The organism is Roseibium sp. Sym1, from assembly GCF_027359675.1.
Lineage (GTDB): Bacteria > Pseudomonadota > Alphaproteobacteria > Rhizobiales > Stappiaceae > Roseibium.
Genome location: NZ_CP114786.1, coordinates 751,244 through 767,542 on the forward strand (window position 1 = coordinate 751,244; position 16,299 = coordinate 767,542).

Here is a 16,299-nt window from a genome sequence, read left to right on the forward strand (position 1 = left end):
GGGCTGCTCTGTCGGGTCAGCCTGGTCTTTTTCTGGAGACCTCAGCCGGACATCCGGTCCGCACTTTGGAAAAGCAAATGTTGGAACTTGTTCCCCACCTCATCAACGGCCTGACACTCGGGCTCCTATTCGCGCTGATCGCGCTCGGCTTCACATTGATTGTTGGCGTCATGGAAGTGATCAACCTGGCTCACGGCTCGCTGTTTGCACTCGGAGCCTATTTCGGGCTGGCAACGATCGGCGGCGAATGGTTCGGCTCAACGGACGTCGGAATCTGGTGGCTGAGCCTGCCCCTGGGGATGCGGTACGTCTGCGCGCTCTTCATCGGACCTGTCCTTGCAGTTGGTGCCGGCATGGTCATCGAACTATGTCTTCGTCCCACCTACGGAAAAGCCCCACTTTACGGCCTGCTGCTGACCTTCGGTGCGGCGTTGGTCGTGGAAGAGGTCATTCGGCTCGTCTGGGGAACCGGTGAACAGAATCTGACGGTGCCGCAAGCAATCAATGGCGCCTTCCTGATGGGCGGACTGATTTTCTCCAAGTACAAGTTTTTCGCGGCCGGTTTTGCTATTGCCGCGATCGGCGCGGTCTGGTTCTTTCTTGAGCGCACCCCCTATGGAGCGATCATCAAGGCAGGCAGCCACGACAGCGAGATGGTCCGCGCCCTCGGCTATGACCTCTCCAAACTGCGGCTTCTGGTATTCGGCTTCGGCGCTTCGTTGGCGGGCTTGGCCGGCATCATCCTGACGCCGATCTGGGGCCTGCGGCCGCATGTCGGCCTCGACGTGGTCATTCCCGCTTTCCTGATCATCGTTCTTGGCGGCGTCGGCAGCTTCTGGGGCGCCGTGCTGGCCGCTCTTCTCGTCGGACTTTCGGTCGGGATCACGGGCGCCTACGCGCCGGCCTGGTCAACGATGTCCATGTACCTGCTTCTCATCGCCATTGTCGGTGTCAGATCCCGCGGCCTTCTGGGACGCAAGAGCGCTTTGGAGAACTGATCTCGTGATTTCCCTTTCAGACATCTCTCCGCGCGGCGGTTCTCCAGCGACACCGGCCATGGGACTGTTCGCGCTTCTTTTGCTCACAGCGCCGTTCTGGCTGGAGCCTATTGGCCTTTATCAGTATCTCGGCATCGAGATCGCGATCTGGATCTTGTTCGCCCTCGGCTTCAATCTCCTGTTCGGCTATGTCGGACTTCACTCATTCGGCCATGGCGCCTATCTGGGTGTCGGTGCCTACGCATTCGGTCTATTCCAGCAGGAAGTGGCTGTGAGCCTTTGGGGCGGCCTTGCCGTTGCAGTTCTGGCCGCCACACTCGCTGGTGCAATCGTCGGGGCTTTCGTCTCGCACCGGCGCGGCATCTATTTCGCCCTGATGACCATCGCATTTGGCCAGGTTTTCTGGTTTGCCGCGATAAAGCTTCACAGCATCACGGGTGGTGAGGACGGATTGCTGGGTATTCCGCGACCCGACCTGGCAATCGGACCATTGCGGTTCGACATTTCAAACAACGCAACACTTTACTGGTTCGTTGCCATTATCCTGCTTCTGTCGATCCTTGCTCTGTGGCGCATGGTCAACGCCCCCTTTGGGCGGGTCCTGCAGGCCATCCGCCAGAATGAAACGCGCGCCCGTTTCGTCGGATACAACGTCTGGCTCATCAAATGGCTCACCTTCACGCTTTCCGCGGCTTTCGCCGGGTTGGCGGGCGGATTGTTCGCCATGGCACAGGAGAGTGCCTACCCGGATGTGATGAGCCTGCACCAGTCAGGTCTGATCGTGATGATGGTCCTGGTCGGCGGCGGCCTCGTGAGCTTCTGGGGCCCGGTGCTTGGCGTACTGCTCTACTTCATCGCAAGGGATGTGATCGGCGGCCTTACGGAAACCTGGCTTCTCTGGTTCGGCCTCATGTTCATGATCATGGTGATGGTGCGCCCGGAAGGTCTTGCCGGCCTCATTCATGTGGTGCGCCAGCGCTTCGCGCAGACCGCAGACAAGACCGTTGCCCCCGCCACCAATCCGGAAAGGGCCTGAGATGACCCTGTTCAAGGCAGAACACATACACAAACGCTTCGGCGCACGCGTGGTGCTTGAAGATATCAGCCTCAGCGTCGAGAGGGGATCCGTGCACGGAATAATGGGTCCGAACGGTGCCGGGAAAACGACCTGCTTTCATGTTCTGACAGGCTACCATGCACCGGACGCCGGACAGATCGTTTTCGACGGCAAGGATATCACCGGCTGCAAGCCCCATCAGATCGCACGCATGGGCATTTCCCGTTCTTTTCAGATTATGAACCTCTTCGACGAAACCGTCGTGATTGAAAACGTTCTGCTGGCCCTGCCCGACTTCAGAAACAGCAGCTTCAATCTGACGAAAAGTGTGTTCGGCGAGACTGCCCTGGTGGAAAAGGCGCTTGGTGTTCTTGATCAGGTGGGGCTCGCGGATCTTGCCTGGCAGAAGGCGGACGCGCTTTCCTACGGCAACCGACGCGCCCTGGAGATTGCGGTCGCACTTGCTGCTGAACCGCGCATCGTTTTTCTGGATGAACCCACTTCCGGACTGGGTGCGGAGGCAATACGGCAATTGGCCAGGCTTATCCGGAAACTGCGAGAGACCTACACGATCGTGATGATCGAGCATGACATGAACTTCCTGTTCGAACTGGCGGACCGGGTCTCGGTGATCCATTGGGGACAGATCATCGCGGAAGACACGCCTGCCGCGCTCAAGTCGAACAAGTGGGTGGCGCGATCCGCCCTGGGAGAGGTGGCGTGATGCTGCAAGTCAAGGCAATAGAGACATTCTACGGCGAAACCCAGGCGCTCTTCGGCCCCTCTCTGGAAGTCCGGAAGGCCGAAATTGTCGCATTGCTGGGACCAAACGGCGCTGGAAAGACGACGACCATTCGCTCGATCCTGGGCCTGTCCCCGCCCAAACGGGGACAGATCCGATTCGACGACAGGGACATCACGGCTCTGCCGACCCACAAGATATCACGGCTCGGCATCGGCTGGGTGCCCGACGACCGGCGCGTGTTCCCGACACTGACCGGCAAGCGGAACCTGGCGCTGGGAGCAAGAAAGACCCGGTTTCGCTCCTGGAGCGAAGAGGAAATGTGCGAGGTCTTTTCCGCGCTCCAGCATCTGCTCCCCCGCGAATGCGAGAACATGTCGGGCGGAGAATTGCAGATGGTTGCCATCAGCCGCGCACTCATGGGATCACCTGGCATCGTGCTGTTAGATGAGCCAAGCCAGGGCCTTGCCCCCAAGATTGTACAGGACGTGCTCAAGACGATTGTGCGGCTGAAGGATGAAGGTATTTCCTGCCTGCTGGTCGAGCAGAATGCTCTCGCCGCACTGGAGGTCTCCGACCGGGCCTATGTCATGGAGCGAGGCCAGATCATACACGAAGGACCTGCCCAGGAACTGCTGGACGACGCACCGCTGCGACGCCGGCTGATCGGGATGTAAATCATGACGAAAATGCTTGAAGTCCGAAACCTCGAAAAAGTCTATACGCGCAGCCGGTTCGATCGCACACCCACGTTCCGTCTCGCCGCAGATTTCGCAATCGAGAGCCCGGGTGTCATCGGAATGATGGGGCCGAACGGGTCGGGAAAGACAACTCTGTTTGAACTTGTGACCGGCTCGAATGCACCGACTTCCGGCGAAGTTCTCGTCGCTGGTCGCAACATTCACAAGGTTCGCACGGATCAGCGGGACCGACTGGCGATCCACTACCATCAGTCCTATCAGGTGCGCCATTTCCGGTCGTTCAAACCGAACGTGTTCATGGAACCGGCACGATCGAATTATCCGCTCTTGCACCTCTTCGACGAACCGCAATTCAACACGCAGGATGGTTACATCGGTTTCATGCTGGATTTCTTCCGCAAGCTTCGCAAGGACGGCCGGCTGGTCTTCCTGTGCGTCCACCCCAACGAGCGGTTCCACCTGGAGATCGTCCAGGAGATCTGTGAGAGCTTCCTCTTCGTCGAAAAGGGAACCGTAGCAGCTTTTTCCGATTATGCGTCGCTGCTCGAGCATGACCCGGCGCGGGCCTATCTCGGCGACTTGCTGATGGAGCGGGCAGCATGAGCGGATGCTTCCACAAACGCGCCTATAAGATCCCGGTCTCGGCAGACTCGGTCAAGGCGGACTTCCCCGATTTCTCCTTCGGCACCTTTCGCGATCCCCAGGGCCAGATCTGGAGGGATTTCGTGCACGACACCGACGAATTCGTTGTCGTCGCTGACGGCACAATGGAAATAGAAGTCGCCGGCGAAACAGCTCGGTGCGAACCGGGTGATTTGGTGCGCATTCCGGCAAATGCCTCCCATACCTTGATCACGAAGTCCGCTGGCGGGTCGGTCTGGCACTACGGCTACGGACACTTCGGAGGTGACAATGACTGAAGCACTCAAGGTCGCCGTTGTCGGGTGCGGCCTGATCAGCCTCTATCATCTCAGGGCCTGGCAGTCGGCAGGGGCGGAGATTGTCGCCGTTTGCGACACCGACAGGACGAAGGCGGAGGCCAGAGCTGCCGAATTCAGCGTGTCCCGCGTCTACGCGGACGCCGGTGAGATGTTTGCCGACGGCGGGTTCGACGCGGTCGACATCGCAGCATCAGTCGGCGCTCACGCACCGGTGGCCCGCCTGGCCGCCGACCACGGCGTCCATCTCATGTGCCAGAAGCCTCTGACCGAAACCGTCGCGGAAGCGGAAGCGCTGATAGCCTATGTGGGAGACCGTGTGCGCTTCATGGTGCACGAGAACTACCGCTTCCGGCCGCACTACATGACGGTTCGACGCTGGATCGCCGAGGACCGCATCGGTCAGGTCCGGCACGCGTCGATTGCCTGCCGGGGATCCGGTTTGTGCCCTCGTGAAGGAACGGTCCCCTTCCTGGTGGAGCGTCAACCCTACCTGACGGGCTTCAAACGCAATCTCGTCTTCGAGACGATGATCCATCATCTGGACGTGCTGCGCTGCCTGTGCGGTCCGCTCAAGGTGGTTTCGGCCAGGCTGAACCGATTGGCCGAGGGGCTGCCGGGAGAGGACACGGCCGCCATTCTCCTGGAGGGAGAAGACGGTTTCATTGCAACGGCCGACGGCTGCCTCGTAGCCCCCGGCTATCCGCCGCTTCACGGCGACCGCCTGGAAGTGATCGGCACCAGGGGGACCATCGTCATGGAGCTCAATCGCATTTTCTTGGTCGGTGAGGAGGACAAGGCCGAGGAAGTCGATCTTCTTGGGCGCTACCAGGAGTGTTTTGACCTTGCCATGAAAGCCTTTGTCGCCGGTCTGCGTGACAAAACTCCGTTTGAGACAGACCGTCTCGATAATCTGGAAACGTTGCGCCTGATGGAAAGTGTCTATCGTGCAGTGGGCGTGGAGGTCGGATCATGAACCATCCCACCGGCAGCCTCACACCTGAAATAGATCTCGGCAGGATCGACCGATTGTTCAACATCGACGGTCTGCGGGTCTTTCTTCCCGGCGGCTATGGCGCAATCGGCGAAGCAATTGCGATCGCGATGGCCCGGCTTGGAGCAAGGGTCGTCATTGCTGGCCCATCGTTCGACAAGGCAACCAGGCTTGCCGAACGGATAGCTGATTATGGTGGCACGGCCGACGGACTTGAACTTGATGCAAGGCACGTGGCTTCGATCGAACAGTGCACGCAAGAGGCGGTCAAGCTGATGGGTGGTATCGACGTCCTCGTCAATTGCGTCGGCGTGCAACGTGAACAGGCGCTGATGGAGGTTACCGAAGAGACCTTCGACGAGGTCTACCAGACCAATCTCAAATCGGCGATGTTTCTGGCGCAATCAGTGGCGCGGGACCAGATCGCGCGCGGCAGCGGCGGCCGTCAGATCCACCTGCTTTCGGTGCGGTCCCAACTGGCCTTGAGAGGACGCGGATATTCCGCCTATTGCGCGACAAAAGGCGGGCTGGTGATGCTCGTGAAGCAACATGCCATGGAGCTGGCGCCGCATGGCATAACCGTTAATGGTGTCGCTCCCACTTTCATTCAGTCCGATCGGATCCGGCCTCACCTGGACAAACCGTCTTTCAAGGACTTCATCCTGGAGCGCAATCCGCTAGGCCGCATCGGCGATCCTCTGGAAGTGGCCGGTCAAGTCATCGCCTTCGCATCCGACGCCGGCAGCTACATGACGGGCCAGGTTGTCTATGTCGATGGCGGGGTCACGGCATCGCAATGACCTCTAGACTTCGATCATCCAGATGGTTCGACACCGACGACCTGCGCGGCTTCGGACACCGCTCCCGCCTGATGCAGATGGGTTATTCCCGGGAAGACTGGAATGGCCGCCCGGTGATAGCCATCATCAACACCTGGTCCGATATCAACCCGTGTCACGCGCATTTCCGGCAACGCGTCGACGACGTGAAACGCGGCGTCTTGCAGGCAGGCGGGTTTCCGATTGAACTCCCCGCGCTGTCTCTTTCGGAGAATTTCGTCAAACCGACAACCATGCTCTACCGGAACCTGCTCGCGCTTGAAACGGAAGAACTCCTGCGGTCCCATCCGGTGGATGGTGCTGTCCTGATGGGTGGCTGTGACAAGACCACGCCCGGTCTCCTGCTCGGAGCCATTTCCATGGATCTGCCGGTGATCTTCATGCCGGCCGGTCCCATGCTGCGCGGCAACTTGCGTGGTGAAGTGCTGGGATCGGGAGCCGACACCTGGAAGTACTGGGATGAAAGGCGCGCCGGCAGGATCGACAAAGCGGAGTGGCAGGCGGTCGAGGCGGGAATCGCGCGTTCTTACGGCCACTGCATGACCATGGGTACCGCAGCGACCATGACAGCGATTGCCGATGCACTCGGCTTCTGCCTCACCGGTTCGTCGTCCATTCCAGCTGCTGACGCCAACCACATCCGTCTTGCGACGGCCTGCGGCCGCCGCGCGGTGGAACTCGTGCACGAGAACCTGCGTCCATCCTCCCTCCTGTCCCGAGCCTCGTTCGACAATGCACTTGCAGTTGCCATGGCGATGGGGTGCTCGACCAACGCCATCATTCACCTGATCGCCCTGTCCCGCAGAGCCGGGTTCGACCTTACCCTCAATGACTTTGGCGTCGCCGGCCAAAGGGTCCCGGTTCTGGCGAATATCCGGCCGTCGGGTGAAAAATATCTCATGGAGGACTTCTATTACGCGGGCGGCTTGCGTGCACTTATGGCACAGATGACCGGCCTGCTGGAAGTCACGGCCCACACCGTCTCGGGCAAGAACTTGGGCGAAGAGATCGAAGGTGCCGAAGTCTACCTTCCCGACGTAATCCGGACACTTGATGATCCCGTTTCAACTGAACCTGCCATGGCGGTCCTGCGTGGAAATCTTGCCCCTTACGGAGCGGTTATGAAGCCTTCGGCTGCCGACAAGAGACTGCTCAGACACCGCGGTCCTGCGCTGGTGTTCGACAGCTATCGGGACATGAAGGCACAGATTGACGATCCTGCACTCGAAGCGACGCCCGACACGGTCCTGGTCATGCGTGGCGCGGGACCGCAGGGCGGCCCGGGCATGCCCGAATGGGGCATGCTGCCGATCCCGAAATATCTTCTTGAGCAGGGAGTGCGGGACATGCTGCGTATTTCCGATGCGCGCATGAGCGGCACGAGCTACGGCGCTTGCATCCTGCATGTGGCACCGGAAGCCCATGTCGGCGGTCCGCTGGCCCTTGTTCGAACGGGCGACATCATCCGCGTCGACGCCAAAAAGGGACAGTTGGAGATGGAGGTTTCCGACGCCGAACTTGCGCAACGCAGGTCGGTGTGGACGCGGCCCGCCGAAAAATTCGGCCGCGGTTACGGTTGGGCCTACGCAGCCCATGTGCTGCAGGCCGACCAGGGATGCGATTTCGACTTTCTTGAAACCGGGTTCGGGGCGGCGGTGCCGGAACCGGAGATTCTGTGAACCAGGTTATTGCTGACAGGTATGAAGATGACAGACATGCAGCCAAAACTCCTGATCGGGGGAGAATTTCGCACCACCGGCAGTGCTAAGCCCATTCCAGTGGTCAACCCGTGCAACGGCGAAACACTATGGGAGCAGCCGGCCTGCGGTGAAGCCGAGGTCCTGGAGGCAATGGGACACGCACGCGATGCCATGAAGACCTGGTCGCTTGTTCATGGCTGGGAACGCGGGCGGATCCTGAGACGGGTCGCAGAGGAGATACGCGTCCGGACTGAAACGATTGCCCTTGCCCTGTCGCTGGAAATCGGACGCCCCTTCGCACAATCGGCCGGTGAAGTCGGTGCGGCTATCGAACAATTCGAATGGTATGCGGGCGAAGCCGAGCGGCTGTTCGGGGATACGATCCCTTCGCGGCAAGGTGGGCGCCTTCTGATCGAGCCGGAACCGGTCGGTATTGCCGCAGCATTCACAGCGTGGAACTTCCCGGTGAACCTGCCCTGCCGCAAGATTGCGCCCGCACTGGCGGCCGGATGTCCGATCCTGGTGCGGCCTTCCGAACAGGTTCCGATGACGACAACGCTGATTGCCGAGGCCTGCGTTGCTGCAGGTGTTCCAGCTGGCGTGTTGCAGGTGCTGCTCGGCAGGGCGAACGACATTTCGCCAGCAATCATGGACGCGAACGAAGTTCGCAAGATCTCGCTTACCGGTTCGTCCCGCGTCGGGCAGATGCTGATGGCGGATGCGGCCAGAACGATGAAACGCTGCTCCATGGAGCTTGGCGGACATTCTCCGGTTGTCGTGTGCGCGGATGCCGACCTGGAGGCAGCCGCCGCACAGTGCGCCGCTTTCAAGTTCCGAAATGCCGGCCAGGTCTGTATCGCCCCCAACCGCTTCTATGTTGAAGAGAGCGTGGCGGACCGTTTCATCAGCAAGATGAAGGCCGAGGCTGAAGCCCTCGTCGTCGGCGACAGTCAGGACCCGAAAGTCTCCATGGGTCCCCTGACGCTGCCATCGGGCCGCGAGAAGGTCGAGCGTCTCATTGGCGATGCCGTGCAACGTGGCGCCAAACTCGTCACGGGCGGATCCCGGCCGGTGGATCGTAACGCCGGCTTCTTCCTGGAACCGACGGTGCTCGCCGACGTATCGCACGATGCGCAGATCATGAATGAAGAGCCGTTCGGTCCCGTCGCGCCGATTGCCAGGTTCAGGGACTTCGACGAGGCGATCGACAGGGCGAATTCAACCCCCTACGGGCTTGCGGCCTATGCCTTCACGGGAAGTCATTCCAAGGCGGAAGCCCTTTCAAAACGCCTGCATGCCGGTATGGTCGGGGTGAACACTTTCATGATCGCGCATGCCGAAGCGCCCTTTGGAGGTGTCGATCATTCCGGCATGGGCCGCGAAGGCGGGCGCGAAGCCATCAAGGATTATCAAAACACCAAACTCTCCCACATCATGGCAGGCTGATACATGACGCGTTTTTCAAATCCGCTGCGGAAGGTCTGGGCCGAAGGACGTGCCGCAGTGAATGGCTGGCTCGCCGTACCCTCGGTCCTGAGCGCCGAGGCGATGGCGGTTGCCGGATGGGATGTCCTGACGGTGGATCTGCAGCACGGAACGGCCGATTACGCGGACCTCCTGTCCCTCTTGCCTGTAATCGAAAAGTCCGGTGCTGCCTCTATGGTTCGCGTTCCCTGGGTGGATGAGGCTGCCATCATGCGCACCCTGGACGCTGGCGCGATGGGGATCATTGCGCCGATGATCGAAACGGCTGCGGATGCGGAACGATTTGTCTCGGCATGCCTCTATCCACCCGAAGGCGGCAGGAGCTCGGGCCCCATCCGGGCGCGGCTGGCGCTTGGGGCCGATTATCAGCAATTCGCCAATCGGGAGATAGTCACCCTCGCGATGATCGAAACAAGATCCGCGGTTGATGAACTGGAAGACATCCTGAAGGTTCCCGGCCTGACCGGCGTCTATATCGGTCCGTCCGATCTCGGCTCCGCCTTTGGACATGGTCCGGGCTTCGACCGTACCGAACCTGAGGTTCTTGATCTGATCGAACACATCCGCAGAACCACTGCCGCGGCCGGGCTCAGGTGCTGCCTTCACTGTGGTGCCCCGCACTACGCGCGGAACGCGGCAGATCGCGGGATGAACCTGGTCACAATCGGGTCCGACGCCCGGTTTATCGAGGCGGGTGCCAAGGAAGCTGTTTCTGAGTTTCGGCAATCCCGAGCCTAGTCATCTCTCACTTCCCGAACCAATCGAAAGAGCTTGTTGTAGTGATCGAAACGTAACGCGATCGGTGTCCGGAAGCCCCGAATCGATGACCCCTACGATGCGATGCGCGAAGTTGGCAGTCACGTATTCACGACGAATGTCCGCTTCTGGCAAGGCCTCTAAAACTTTCGAACGTCTGTTAAGGAGGCGCGTTGCCGACTGGCAGCTCTGGGGCCGATAGCTGCCTGATCCCGCAGCTCTACAACGCTGAATGCTGGGGCATGGACCTGTCGAATTTCCCGAAGATCCGCCGCGTGGCGGCGGCCTGCAACGCGCTGGACGCCTTCAGGGATGCCCATCCGGATGTCATCGGGGCGCCCACTGCCTGAAAAAGCCCCTACACCTGGCCGGGCGCCGCCCCTATACTCAACACAGAGTTTCAGGAGCCCGGCGTTGCCATGTCCGTCCGACCCGTCTTGATCATCGCAGCTTCTCTGCTGCTTGCCGGTTGCGGCGGTCCGCTCGAAGTCAGCGACGTGACGGCGGAGTCGGACGCGATCCGGTATTTTCCCGCTGTCATGCGGGACTTCCCGGTCTGGCAGCCGGTCGATACGCCGCGTTACGACTTTGAAGTCCGAGACGGCGCCCGCAAGCCCTCAGGTGGGCTCCGCTACAGGTCCGGGTTGCCGGCGAAGGAGATTGCCGATCTGTTCCTTGCCCACGCGGCGTCGATCGACTGCGAGGTAACCTACTCGGATCAAACCCAATCGCTGGCTGATTGCGGTGGTACGTCCGCCCGCGGCCTGGAGCTTCATGTCAATGCAGCCACGGAAGAGGGACGGGACATTGTCGTCCTCTTCCTGGCGACGACGCCGGAATTCGAAAAGGTATCATTCTAGCAACCGCCGGAGGTGACCATGGGAAGCCGCTCGCAAATCGAAAACCGGGATGGCAATCGCCGGGGACTGACCTACACCTGCAATTGCGGCTGGCTCGATCTCGGTCACATGGACCCGACGTCCCCCCAGCCCTTTGTCGGTGCCAGCGACCTCTGGCGGCAATTGAGAGACGCGACGACCGCCACACACTGCGCCTATATCCTGTCGAGCACCGGGCCCGTGGCCGCGCCGCCCACGCCAACCTACCTGCCGGCCGAAGACGACGGCACCTGCTACGAACCCGGCCTGCTGGAAATGGGTCTGGGCGGTATCAGCCGCCCCTTTTTCGGCCCCGGCTTTATCGTCAACTACAGCCAGCAGGTTCCCGCACGACTGGGCTATCATGGACGGTATCTGGTGCGGCCAAGACTCACCGAAGAGCTCAAGAAGCGGATCGCCTTGACGATCATGCTTCGCGTTTCATTTGCGTTCGAGGATTTGCAGCACACCGCGGATTGGTTAGGCATTGCCAGCGGCAGCGGTTATGCCGCCGATGACCTGACGGCCAATGTCATCGGTTTGCTGATCGCCATGGGCGAGGTGACGCTGGAAGAGGCCCTTGCCTCCTGCCATGAAGTGTCGAAGGACGCGGCTCTATATCTGTGGGACAACCGGGAACGCGGCCTTCACCGGGAATATATCAACCCGATCCTGCATTCCGACACGCGCGTGCCGGGCGGCTCCAATCAGGATGGAACCACGATGATGATCGACGAATGTGCCGGCCAGCCACGCCGCCCCCCGGAATTCCTGACCCGGATCCAGCCGCTGAGCAATCGCGAGGCCAGAACCTATTTCACCGACATGGCTTCGAGCTACGGGCTTCCGCGCAGCCCTTAGGTTTCGGCACCTTTTCCGCAAGCGGCCTGCCAAACGCAAAAAGCCGCCGGTTTTCACCATGCGGGCGCTTTTTGTTGGTTGCGGGAGCGTGAAACCACCGAGACTTGTATGACCGCAATGGGGACGCGAAGCGGACCTTTCGTGCCCCGCGCTCTCTGGATTTCAAAGTGAGGGCTCAGGGGTTCGCGTCCCTGACGGTCCTGCAGCCAGGCTGTCGAGGCAATCGGCATTGGAAGGCGCCCTCAGGAGCAGAGAATACCTCGATCGAACGCAACCACAAACCGTTTTGCCTCAAGTGATCGGAGGCCGCTTCCACCGAGTCGACACATCGAAAGTGAGGAGGAGACTTCGCACTCCGGTACAAAGTCAGTCATCTATTTCCTGCAAAACCCAGGCTTCCCACGCCAGCATCAAGTCCCGTCGCTGGTCCAAGAGGTCTGTCCGGTGATAGGCGGCCTCGGTCGCATTCCTGATCGTGTGAGCAAGGGCTCTTTCTGCCAGATCGCGGGGGTAGCCATTTTCAGAAGCCCAATCCCGAAAGCTCGACCGGAAGCCGTGCGCTGTCGCAAAGCGGCCCGGCGTGTCGCTGGCGACCTTGTGATCGCGCAGGCATTTGGTCAGCGTCATGTCGCTGACCGGAGTGTTGTTGCGCGAGGGAAAGACCAGCTCCGTCACATCCAGGTCGGCTTCCTCCAGCAAGTTCTCGAATAGCTCGATCAAGTAGGACGATAACGGCACACGGTGCGCGACCTTTGCCTTCATGCGCTGGGCGGGCAGTGTCCAGATGCCTTTTTCGAGATCCAGCTCCCGCCATTCCATCAGTCTCACTTCACCGGAACGGGCCGCCGTCAGGATCAGAATTTCCAGCATGAGCTTGGAGCGTGTCTTTAGGCCATCGTGCAGGACACCCTTCACGAAAGCAGGCACATCCCGCCAGGGCACGGCGGGCTGATTGGCAACCCGTTCGCGCTTGCCGGGCTGCTTGGGCAACAGCTGGCTGACAACACCAACGGGGCTCGCCAGGATATGGCCATGCGCGGCGCACCAGTTCATCACGGCATCGCATCGCTGTTTGACGCGCGATGCGGTTTCCGGCTTTTCCAGCCAGATCGGTTTCAGCGCACCAGCGAAATCCGCAGGAGACAGGTTGGATACCTGGATGCTGCCGATCGAGGGAAACACGTATTGCTCCAGCGTGTTGATCCACTGGTTGGAATGTTTTTCATTTCGAAACCCTGCCTTCAGGTCCTCATGGACCTTGCGTGCCGCCTCGGCAAATGTCGGCAGCGACATCTTGCGCTGCTCGGTCACCAGAAGCCGCTGTCGTTCTTTCAGCGGGTCCTTGCCGTTCTCCAACAGCCGCCGCGCCTGAATGCCTTTTTCTCGAGCTTCCTTCAGCGTGATGGCCGGATAGCTTCCAAGACCCATATCCCGGCGCTTGCCGGTTTCCGGTGACACAAACCGGAACACCCACTTTGCCTTGCCGACCGACGTTCCGGGAAAGAGATAGAGCCCCTGAACAGTCCCATCCGAAACCGGCTTGTCGCCAGGTTTGATCTTCCTGGCTTTGGCATCTGTCAGCATCGTCCTGTCCCCCAACGCGTCATGGCCAAACCAATTCAGCCCATCATCCAGACCATCACGAGATGTGATATTTGCTGCCTCTTCGTGATAGAGATTGATACGGTACGGAAGCGCAGAAGGTCAATAAATCATTTAAATATAAAGCTATATTCATAGTTCATGAAACCCTTTGATCGGAGTTGAGACCCATATCTTGGCGGACTCTCTCTCCGCCATTTTTCTTTTCCGACGTATAGACATTGGCAAGGTCCCTTGCCGGAGACATGGGTCACACCTCTGCGGCGGGGGCGACCGATCGCCATTTGCGGCGGTAGACGGATGCGGACATGCCGACCTTCCGGCGGAAGGCCGAGCGGAAGCTGGACGGCTCCGAATAGCCGACCTCCAGGGCGACATCGTCGATGGAAACATCCGAGGTCTCGAGCATCTGCTTGGCCTCCTCCACCCGCAGGGTCTGGATGTATTCCGCCGGTGACTGGCCGGTCGCCCGCCTGAACCGGCGCAGGAAGCTGCGCTCAGAGAGGCCGGACCGGGCCGACATGCCGGAGACCGGCGTGGCGTCCATGTAGTGATCCGCCGCCCAGGCCTGCGCGTCGGCGATCAGCTTGTCGTCATGCTGGCAGCCCGCGGTCAGGGAAGCGTAGTTGAGCTGGCCGTCGTCATGCGTGGTGAGCAGCCATACCTTGGCGATCTGCCGCGCCGTTTCGGCCCCGGCATACCGCGCGATCAGATAGAGCATCAGGTCGGACCAGGACGAAGCCCCGCCCGCGGTTACCACGCGGTGTCCCTCGCCGGCCGGCACGAGGACCCGCTCGCGCTGCACCCTGACATCGGGATATTGCCGGGCCAGCGCATCGGCCACGCCCCAGTGCGTTGTGGCGTCCTTGCCGTTCAGGATGCCGGACGCCGCAACCACCAGCGCACCTGTACACACCGAGGTCACCACCGCGCCCGAGGCACTCAAACCGGCAATCCAGTCTGCCGCGGTCAGCATGTCTTCGGGAAGACCGGCCGAGGGATCAACGTGAAGGTCGGGAACGATCACCAGATCCGGCACCGGCGCCTCGTCGAACGCCGCATCCGGCGTGATCTTGCGCCCGTTGATGTCCCAATAGGGCGCACCGGTCGGTGTTCTGAGGCTTGTCTCGAACGAGACCACCTCGCACGGCTCCAGCCCGTGCAGGGCTTCCCAGTCACGCCCGACAGACGCAAGCACGTCCAGCAGTGCGAACATCGTGGACGAACCCACGGATTGACCGCCGATAACGGCCGTTTTTATCGGTTTTAGCTTCTTTTTTTGGATTTTCATGTCCGTTTGTCACCGGTTTGGTCCTTTTTCAACTTACAGAAAACGACGTTTCCGGTCCATAGCCACCTGGCACAGGCAGCGTTTGCAGCGTTGCCGCGATCAAGGAGACGATGATGACCCTTCAAAACCAGACACCTTTTTTCGACACCGAAAAGGCGGACGCCTTCGCGGAACGGCTCGTCGGCACCCTGTCGGAAGCGGCGTTCACGCTCATGATGTCCCTCGGCCACCGCGCCGGACTGTTCGACACGCTGGCACTGCATCCGGGCACGACCTCGCGCCAGCTGGCGGACGCGGGCGGATGGAACGAACGGTATGTGCGCGAGTGGCTGGCCGTCATGGTGACGTCACGCGCCGTCGACTACGACCCCGGCACGAAAACCTACACGCTGCCTGCGGAACATGCCGCCTTCCTGACGCGGGCGGCCAGTCCGAACAACATCGCCGTGACCAGCCAGTTCATCGGCCTTGCCGCCTCCGTCGAGGACGACATGCTCGACCGGTTCCGCTCCGGGGAAGGCCTTCATTACGGCCATTTTCACCGCTTTCACGAGGTCATGGCCGAAGACAGCCACCAGAGTGTCGTCCTGAACCTGATCGACGGCATCCTGCCTATTGTTCCCGGTCTTCCGGACAGGCTGGCGCGCGGCATCGACGTTGCCGATGTCGGTTGCGGCCGCGGGCGGGCGCTCCTGAAACTGGCGGAAACCTTTCCGCAGAGCGCGTTCACCGGCTACGACCTGTGTGGCGAGGCGTTTGCGGTCACGCAGATCGAGGCCCTGGAAAAAGGCATCGACAACCTGCGCTTCGAGGCGCTCGACCTTTCGCGGGCCGAGAGCCTCGGACGTTTCGACCTGATCTTCGCCTTCGATGCGGTGCACGACCAGAAGGATCCGCAAGGGCTGCTCGATACCGTCAGGAGATCGCTGGCGTCCGATGGCGTCTTCCTGATGCAGGACATCGACGGTTCCAGGGACCTGGAAAAGAACATCGGCAACCCGTTTGCGCCGCTGCTTTTCACGATTTCCAGCATGCACTGCACGCCGATCTCCATCGGGCAGGGCGGGCCGGGTCTGGGCACGATGTGGGGTGTGGAAACGGCACAGGAATTTCTTGCCGCCGCCGGGTTCGGCCCGGTTGAGACCCACCGCCTGCCGCATGATCCGGTCAATGCCTACTACGTCGCGCACCCACAAGACACGCGGGATCTCCAATGAGTGAGCCGAACGCGATCCCTGCAGGCGACATGCGCCGTAGGCTTGGCTTCGGGGCACTGCTGCTCGCGATAGCCCGGCACTGGCAGACGCAGGCAGTCGTGCGACGCGACATGACCTACCTGCGCCGCCAGCCCGACCGCATGTTGCAGGACATCGGCCTCAACAGGGCAGATCTCCCTGATATCCCCAACCTCAATTCGAACGAACACCGACGCCTTAGGCTGAGGCACCGGTGAGTGA

The 16,299-nt window shown here is 60.7% G+C and carries 18 protein-coding genes; 16 read left to right on the forward strand and 2 right to left on the reverse strand.

Annotated elements, in window-relative coordinates:
• Window positions 1–77 precede the first annotated feature (77 nt).
• The 14 genes from O6760_RS03450 to O6760_RS03515 all read left to right on the forward strand — a co-directional run bounded on the left by O6760_RS03450 (window position 78) and on the right by O6760_RS03515 (window position 11,949).
• On the forward strand, window positions 78–998 hold the full coding sequence (locus tag O6760_RS03450) for a branched-chain amino acid ABC transporter permease (RefSeq protein ID WP_269584087.1): 921 nt from the start codon (window positions 78–80) through the stop codon (window positions 996–998).
• 4 nt (window positions 999–1,002) lie between these two features.
• Window positions 1,003–2,034: a branched-chain amino acid ABC transporter permease gene (locus O6760_RS03455; protein ID WP_269584088.1), complete on the forward strand. Its 1,032-nt coding sequence runs from the start codon at window positions 1,003–1,005 to the stop codon at window positions 2,032–2,034.
• Window position 2,035: 1 nt separating this feature from the next.
• Window positions 2,036–2,779: an ABC transporter ATP-binding protein gene (locus O6760_RS03460; RefSeq protein ID WP_269584089.1), complete on the forward strand. Its 744-nt coding sequence runs from the start codon at window positions 2,036–2,038 to the stop codon at window positions 2,777–2,779.
• Window positions 2,779–3,474 (forward strand): ABC transporter ATP-binding protein, encoded by a 696-nt coding sequence (locus O6760_RS03465; protein ID WP_269586212.1) that lies wholly within the window; start codon window positions 2,779–2,781, stop codon window positions 3,472–3,474. The genes O6760_RS03460 and O6760_RS03465 overlap by 1 nt, the downstream gene beginning before the upstream one ends.
• Window positions 3,475–3,477: 3 nt before the next feature.
• Window positions 3,478–4,101 carry an ATP-binding cassette domain-containing protein gene (locus O6760_RS03470; protein ID WP_269584090.1) on the forward strand — a complete coding sequence of 208 codons (624 nt, stop codon included), beginning with the start codon at window positions 3,478–3,480 and terminating at the stop codon, window positions 4,099–4,101.
• Entirely contained in the window at window positions 4,098–4,418 is a 321-nt protein-coding gene (locus O6760_RS03475) for a cupin domain-containing protein (protein ID WP_269584091.1), read from the forward strand. The genes O6760_RS03470 and O6760_RS03475 overlap by 4 nt, the downstream gene beginning before the upstream one ends.
• Window positions 4,411–5,412, forward strand: a complete 1,002-nt coding sequence (locus O6760_RS03480; RefSeq protein ID WP_269584092.1) for a Gfo/Idh/MocA family protein — start codon at window positions 4,411–4,413, stop codon at window positions 5,410–5,412. The genes O6760_RS03475 and O6760_RS03480 overlap by 8 nt, the downstream gene beginning before the upstream one ends.
• Window positions 5,409–6,230 (forward strand): SDR family NAD(P)-dependent oxidoreductase, encoded by an 822-nt coding sequence (locus tag O6760_RS03485; protein WP_269584093.1) that lies wholly within the window; start codon window positions 5,409–5,411, stop codon window positions 6,228–6,230. Before O6760_RS03480 ends, O6760_RS03485 begins: the two co-directional genes overlap by 4 nt.
• Entirely contained in the window at window positions 6,227–7,948 is a 1,722-nt protein-coding gene (gene araD / locus O6760_RS03490; RefSeq protein ID WP_269584094.1) for an L-arabinonate dehydratase, read from the forward strand. The genes O6760_RS03485 and araD overlap by 4 nt, the downstream gene beginning before the upstream one ends.
• Before the next feature lie 36 nt (window positions 7,949–7,984).
• The gene (locus O6760_RS03495) at window positions 7,985–9,415 is read left to right on the forward strand and encodes an NAD-dependent succinate-semialdehyde dehydrogenase (protein ID WP_269584095.1); all 1,431 of its coding nucleotides are present in this window, start codon (window positions 7,985–7,987) and stop codon (window positions 9,413–9,415) included.
• A gap of 3 nt (window positions 9,416–9,418) precedes the next feature.
• On the forward strand, window positions 9,419–10,192 hold the full coding sequence (locus O6760_RS03500) for an HpcH/HpaI aldolase family protein (RefSeq protein ID WP_269584096.1): 774 nt from the start codon (window positions 9,419–9,421) through the stop codon (window positions 10,190–10,192).
• 191 nt (window positions 10,193–10,383) lie between these two features.
• Entirely contained in the window at window positions 10,384–10,560 is a 177-nt protein-coding gene (locus O6760_RS03505) for a hypothetical protein (RefSeq protein WP_269584097.1), read from the forward strand.
• A gap of 69 nt (window positions 10,561–10,629) precedes the next feature.
• Window positions 10,630–11,070: a hypothetical protein gene (locus O6760_RS03510; protein ID WP_269584098.1), complete on the forward strand. Its 441-nt coding sequence runs from the start codon at window positions 10,630–10,632 to the stop codon at window positions 11,068–11,070.
• 18 nt (window positions 11,071–11,088) lie between these two features.
• Complete coding sequence (locus O6760_RS03515; RefSeq protein WP_269584099.1) at window positions 11,089–11,949, forward strand: hypothetical protein; 861 nt, start codon at window positions 11,089–11,091, stop codon at window positions 11,947–11,949.
• Between the two features lie 366 nt (window positions 11,950–12,315).
• On the opposite strand, the gene O6760_RS03520 is transcribed toward O6760_RS03515, so the two are convergent.
• Together O6760_RS03520 and O6760_RS03525 are read right to left on the reverse strand one after the other, a co-directional pair.
• Entirely contained in the window at window positions 12,316–13,533 is a 1,218-nt protein-coding gene (locus tag O6760_RS03520; protein ID WP_269584100.1) for a tyrosine-type recombinase/integrase, read from the reverse strand.
• A gap of 268 nt (window positions 13,534–13,801) precedes the next feature.
• Window positions 13,802–14,782, reverse strand: coding sequence for a GlxA family transcriptional regulator (locus O6760_RS03525; protein ID WP_269584101.1), 981 nt, complete (start codon window positions 14,780–14,782; stop codon window positions 13,802–13,804).
• Between the two features lie 170 nt (window positions 14,783–14,952).
• Between O6760_RS03525 and O6760_RS03530 the strand changes: the two genes are divergently transcribed.
• Together O6760_RS03530 and O6760_RS03535 are read left to right on the forward strand one after the other, a co-directional pair.
• Complete coding sequence (locus O6760_RS03530; protein WP_269584102.1) at window positions 14,953–16,059, forward strand: class I SAM-dependent methyltransferase; 1,107 nt, start codon at window positions 14,953–14,955, stop codon at window positions 16,057–16,059.
• Window positions 16,056–16,295 (forward strand): DUF1127 domain-containing protein, encoded by a 240-nt coding sequence (locus tag O6760_RS03535; RefSeq protein ID WP_269584103.1) that lies wholly within the window; start codon window positions 16,056–16,058, stop codon window positions 16,293–16,295. Before O6760_RS03530 ends, O6760_RS03535 begins: the two co-directional genes overlap by 4 nt.
• The last annotated feature ends 4 nt before the right edge of the window (window positions 16,296–16,299 follow it).

Coding starts and splice junctions, on each gene's coding strand:
- O6760_RS03450 (WP_269584087.1), top strand. CDS start 78: ATGTTGGAACTTGTTCCCCACCTCATCAACGGCCTGACACTCGGGCTC.
- O6760_RS03460 (WP_269584089.1), top strand. CDS start 2,036: ATGACCCTGTTCAAGGCAGAACACATACACAAACGCTTCGGCGCACGC.
- O6760_RS03465 (WP_269586212.1), top strand. CDS start 2,779: ATGCTGCAAGTCAAGGCAATAGAGACATTCTACGGCGAAACCCAGGCG.
- O6760_RS03470 (WP_269584090.1), top strand. CDS start 3,478: ATGACGAAAATGCTTGAAGTCCGAAACCTCGAAAAAGTCTATACGCGC.
- O6760_RS03475 (WP_269584091.1), top strand. CDS start 4,098: ATGAGCGGATGCTTCCACAAACGCGCCTATAAGATCCCGGTCTCGGCA.
- O6760_RS03480 (WP_269584092.1), top strand. CDS start 4,411: ATGACTGAAGCACTCAAGGTCGCCGTTGTCGGGTGCGGCCTGATCAGC.
- O6760_RS03485 (WP_269584093.1), top strand. CDS start 5,409: ATGAACCATCCCACCGGCAGCCTCACACCTGAAATAGATCTCGGCAGG.
- araD (WP_269584094.1), top strand. CDS start 6,227: ATGACCTCTAGACTTCGATCATCCAGATGGTTCGACACCGACGACCTG.
- O6760_RS03495 (WP_269584095.1), top strand. CDS start 7,985: ATGCAGCCAAAACTCCTGATCGGGGGAGAATTTCGCACCACCGGCAGT.
- O6760_RS03500 (WP_269584096.1), top strand. CDS start 9,419: ATGACGCGTTTTTCAAATCCGCTGCGGAAGGTCTGGGCCGAAGGACGT.
- O6760_RS03510 (WP_269584098.1), top strand. CDS start 10,630: ATGTCCGTCCGACCCGTCTTGATCATCGCAGCTTCTCTGCTGCTTGCC.
- O6760_RS03515 (WP_269584099.1), top strand. CDS start 11,089: ATGGGAAGCCGCTCGCAAATCGAAAACCGGGATGGCAATCGCCGGGGA.
- O6760_RS03520 (WP_269584100.1), bottom strand. CDS start 13,533: ATGCTGACAGATGCCAAAGCCAGGAAGATCAAACCTGGCGACAAGCCG.
- O6760_RS03530 (WP_269584102.1), top strand. CDS start 14,953: ATGATGACCCTTCAAAACCAGACACCTTTTTTCGACACCGAAAAGGCG.
- O6760_RS03535 (WP_269584103.1), top strand. CDS start 16,056: ATGAGTGAGCCGAACGCGATCCCTGCAGGCGACATGCGCCGTAGGCTT.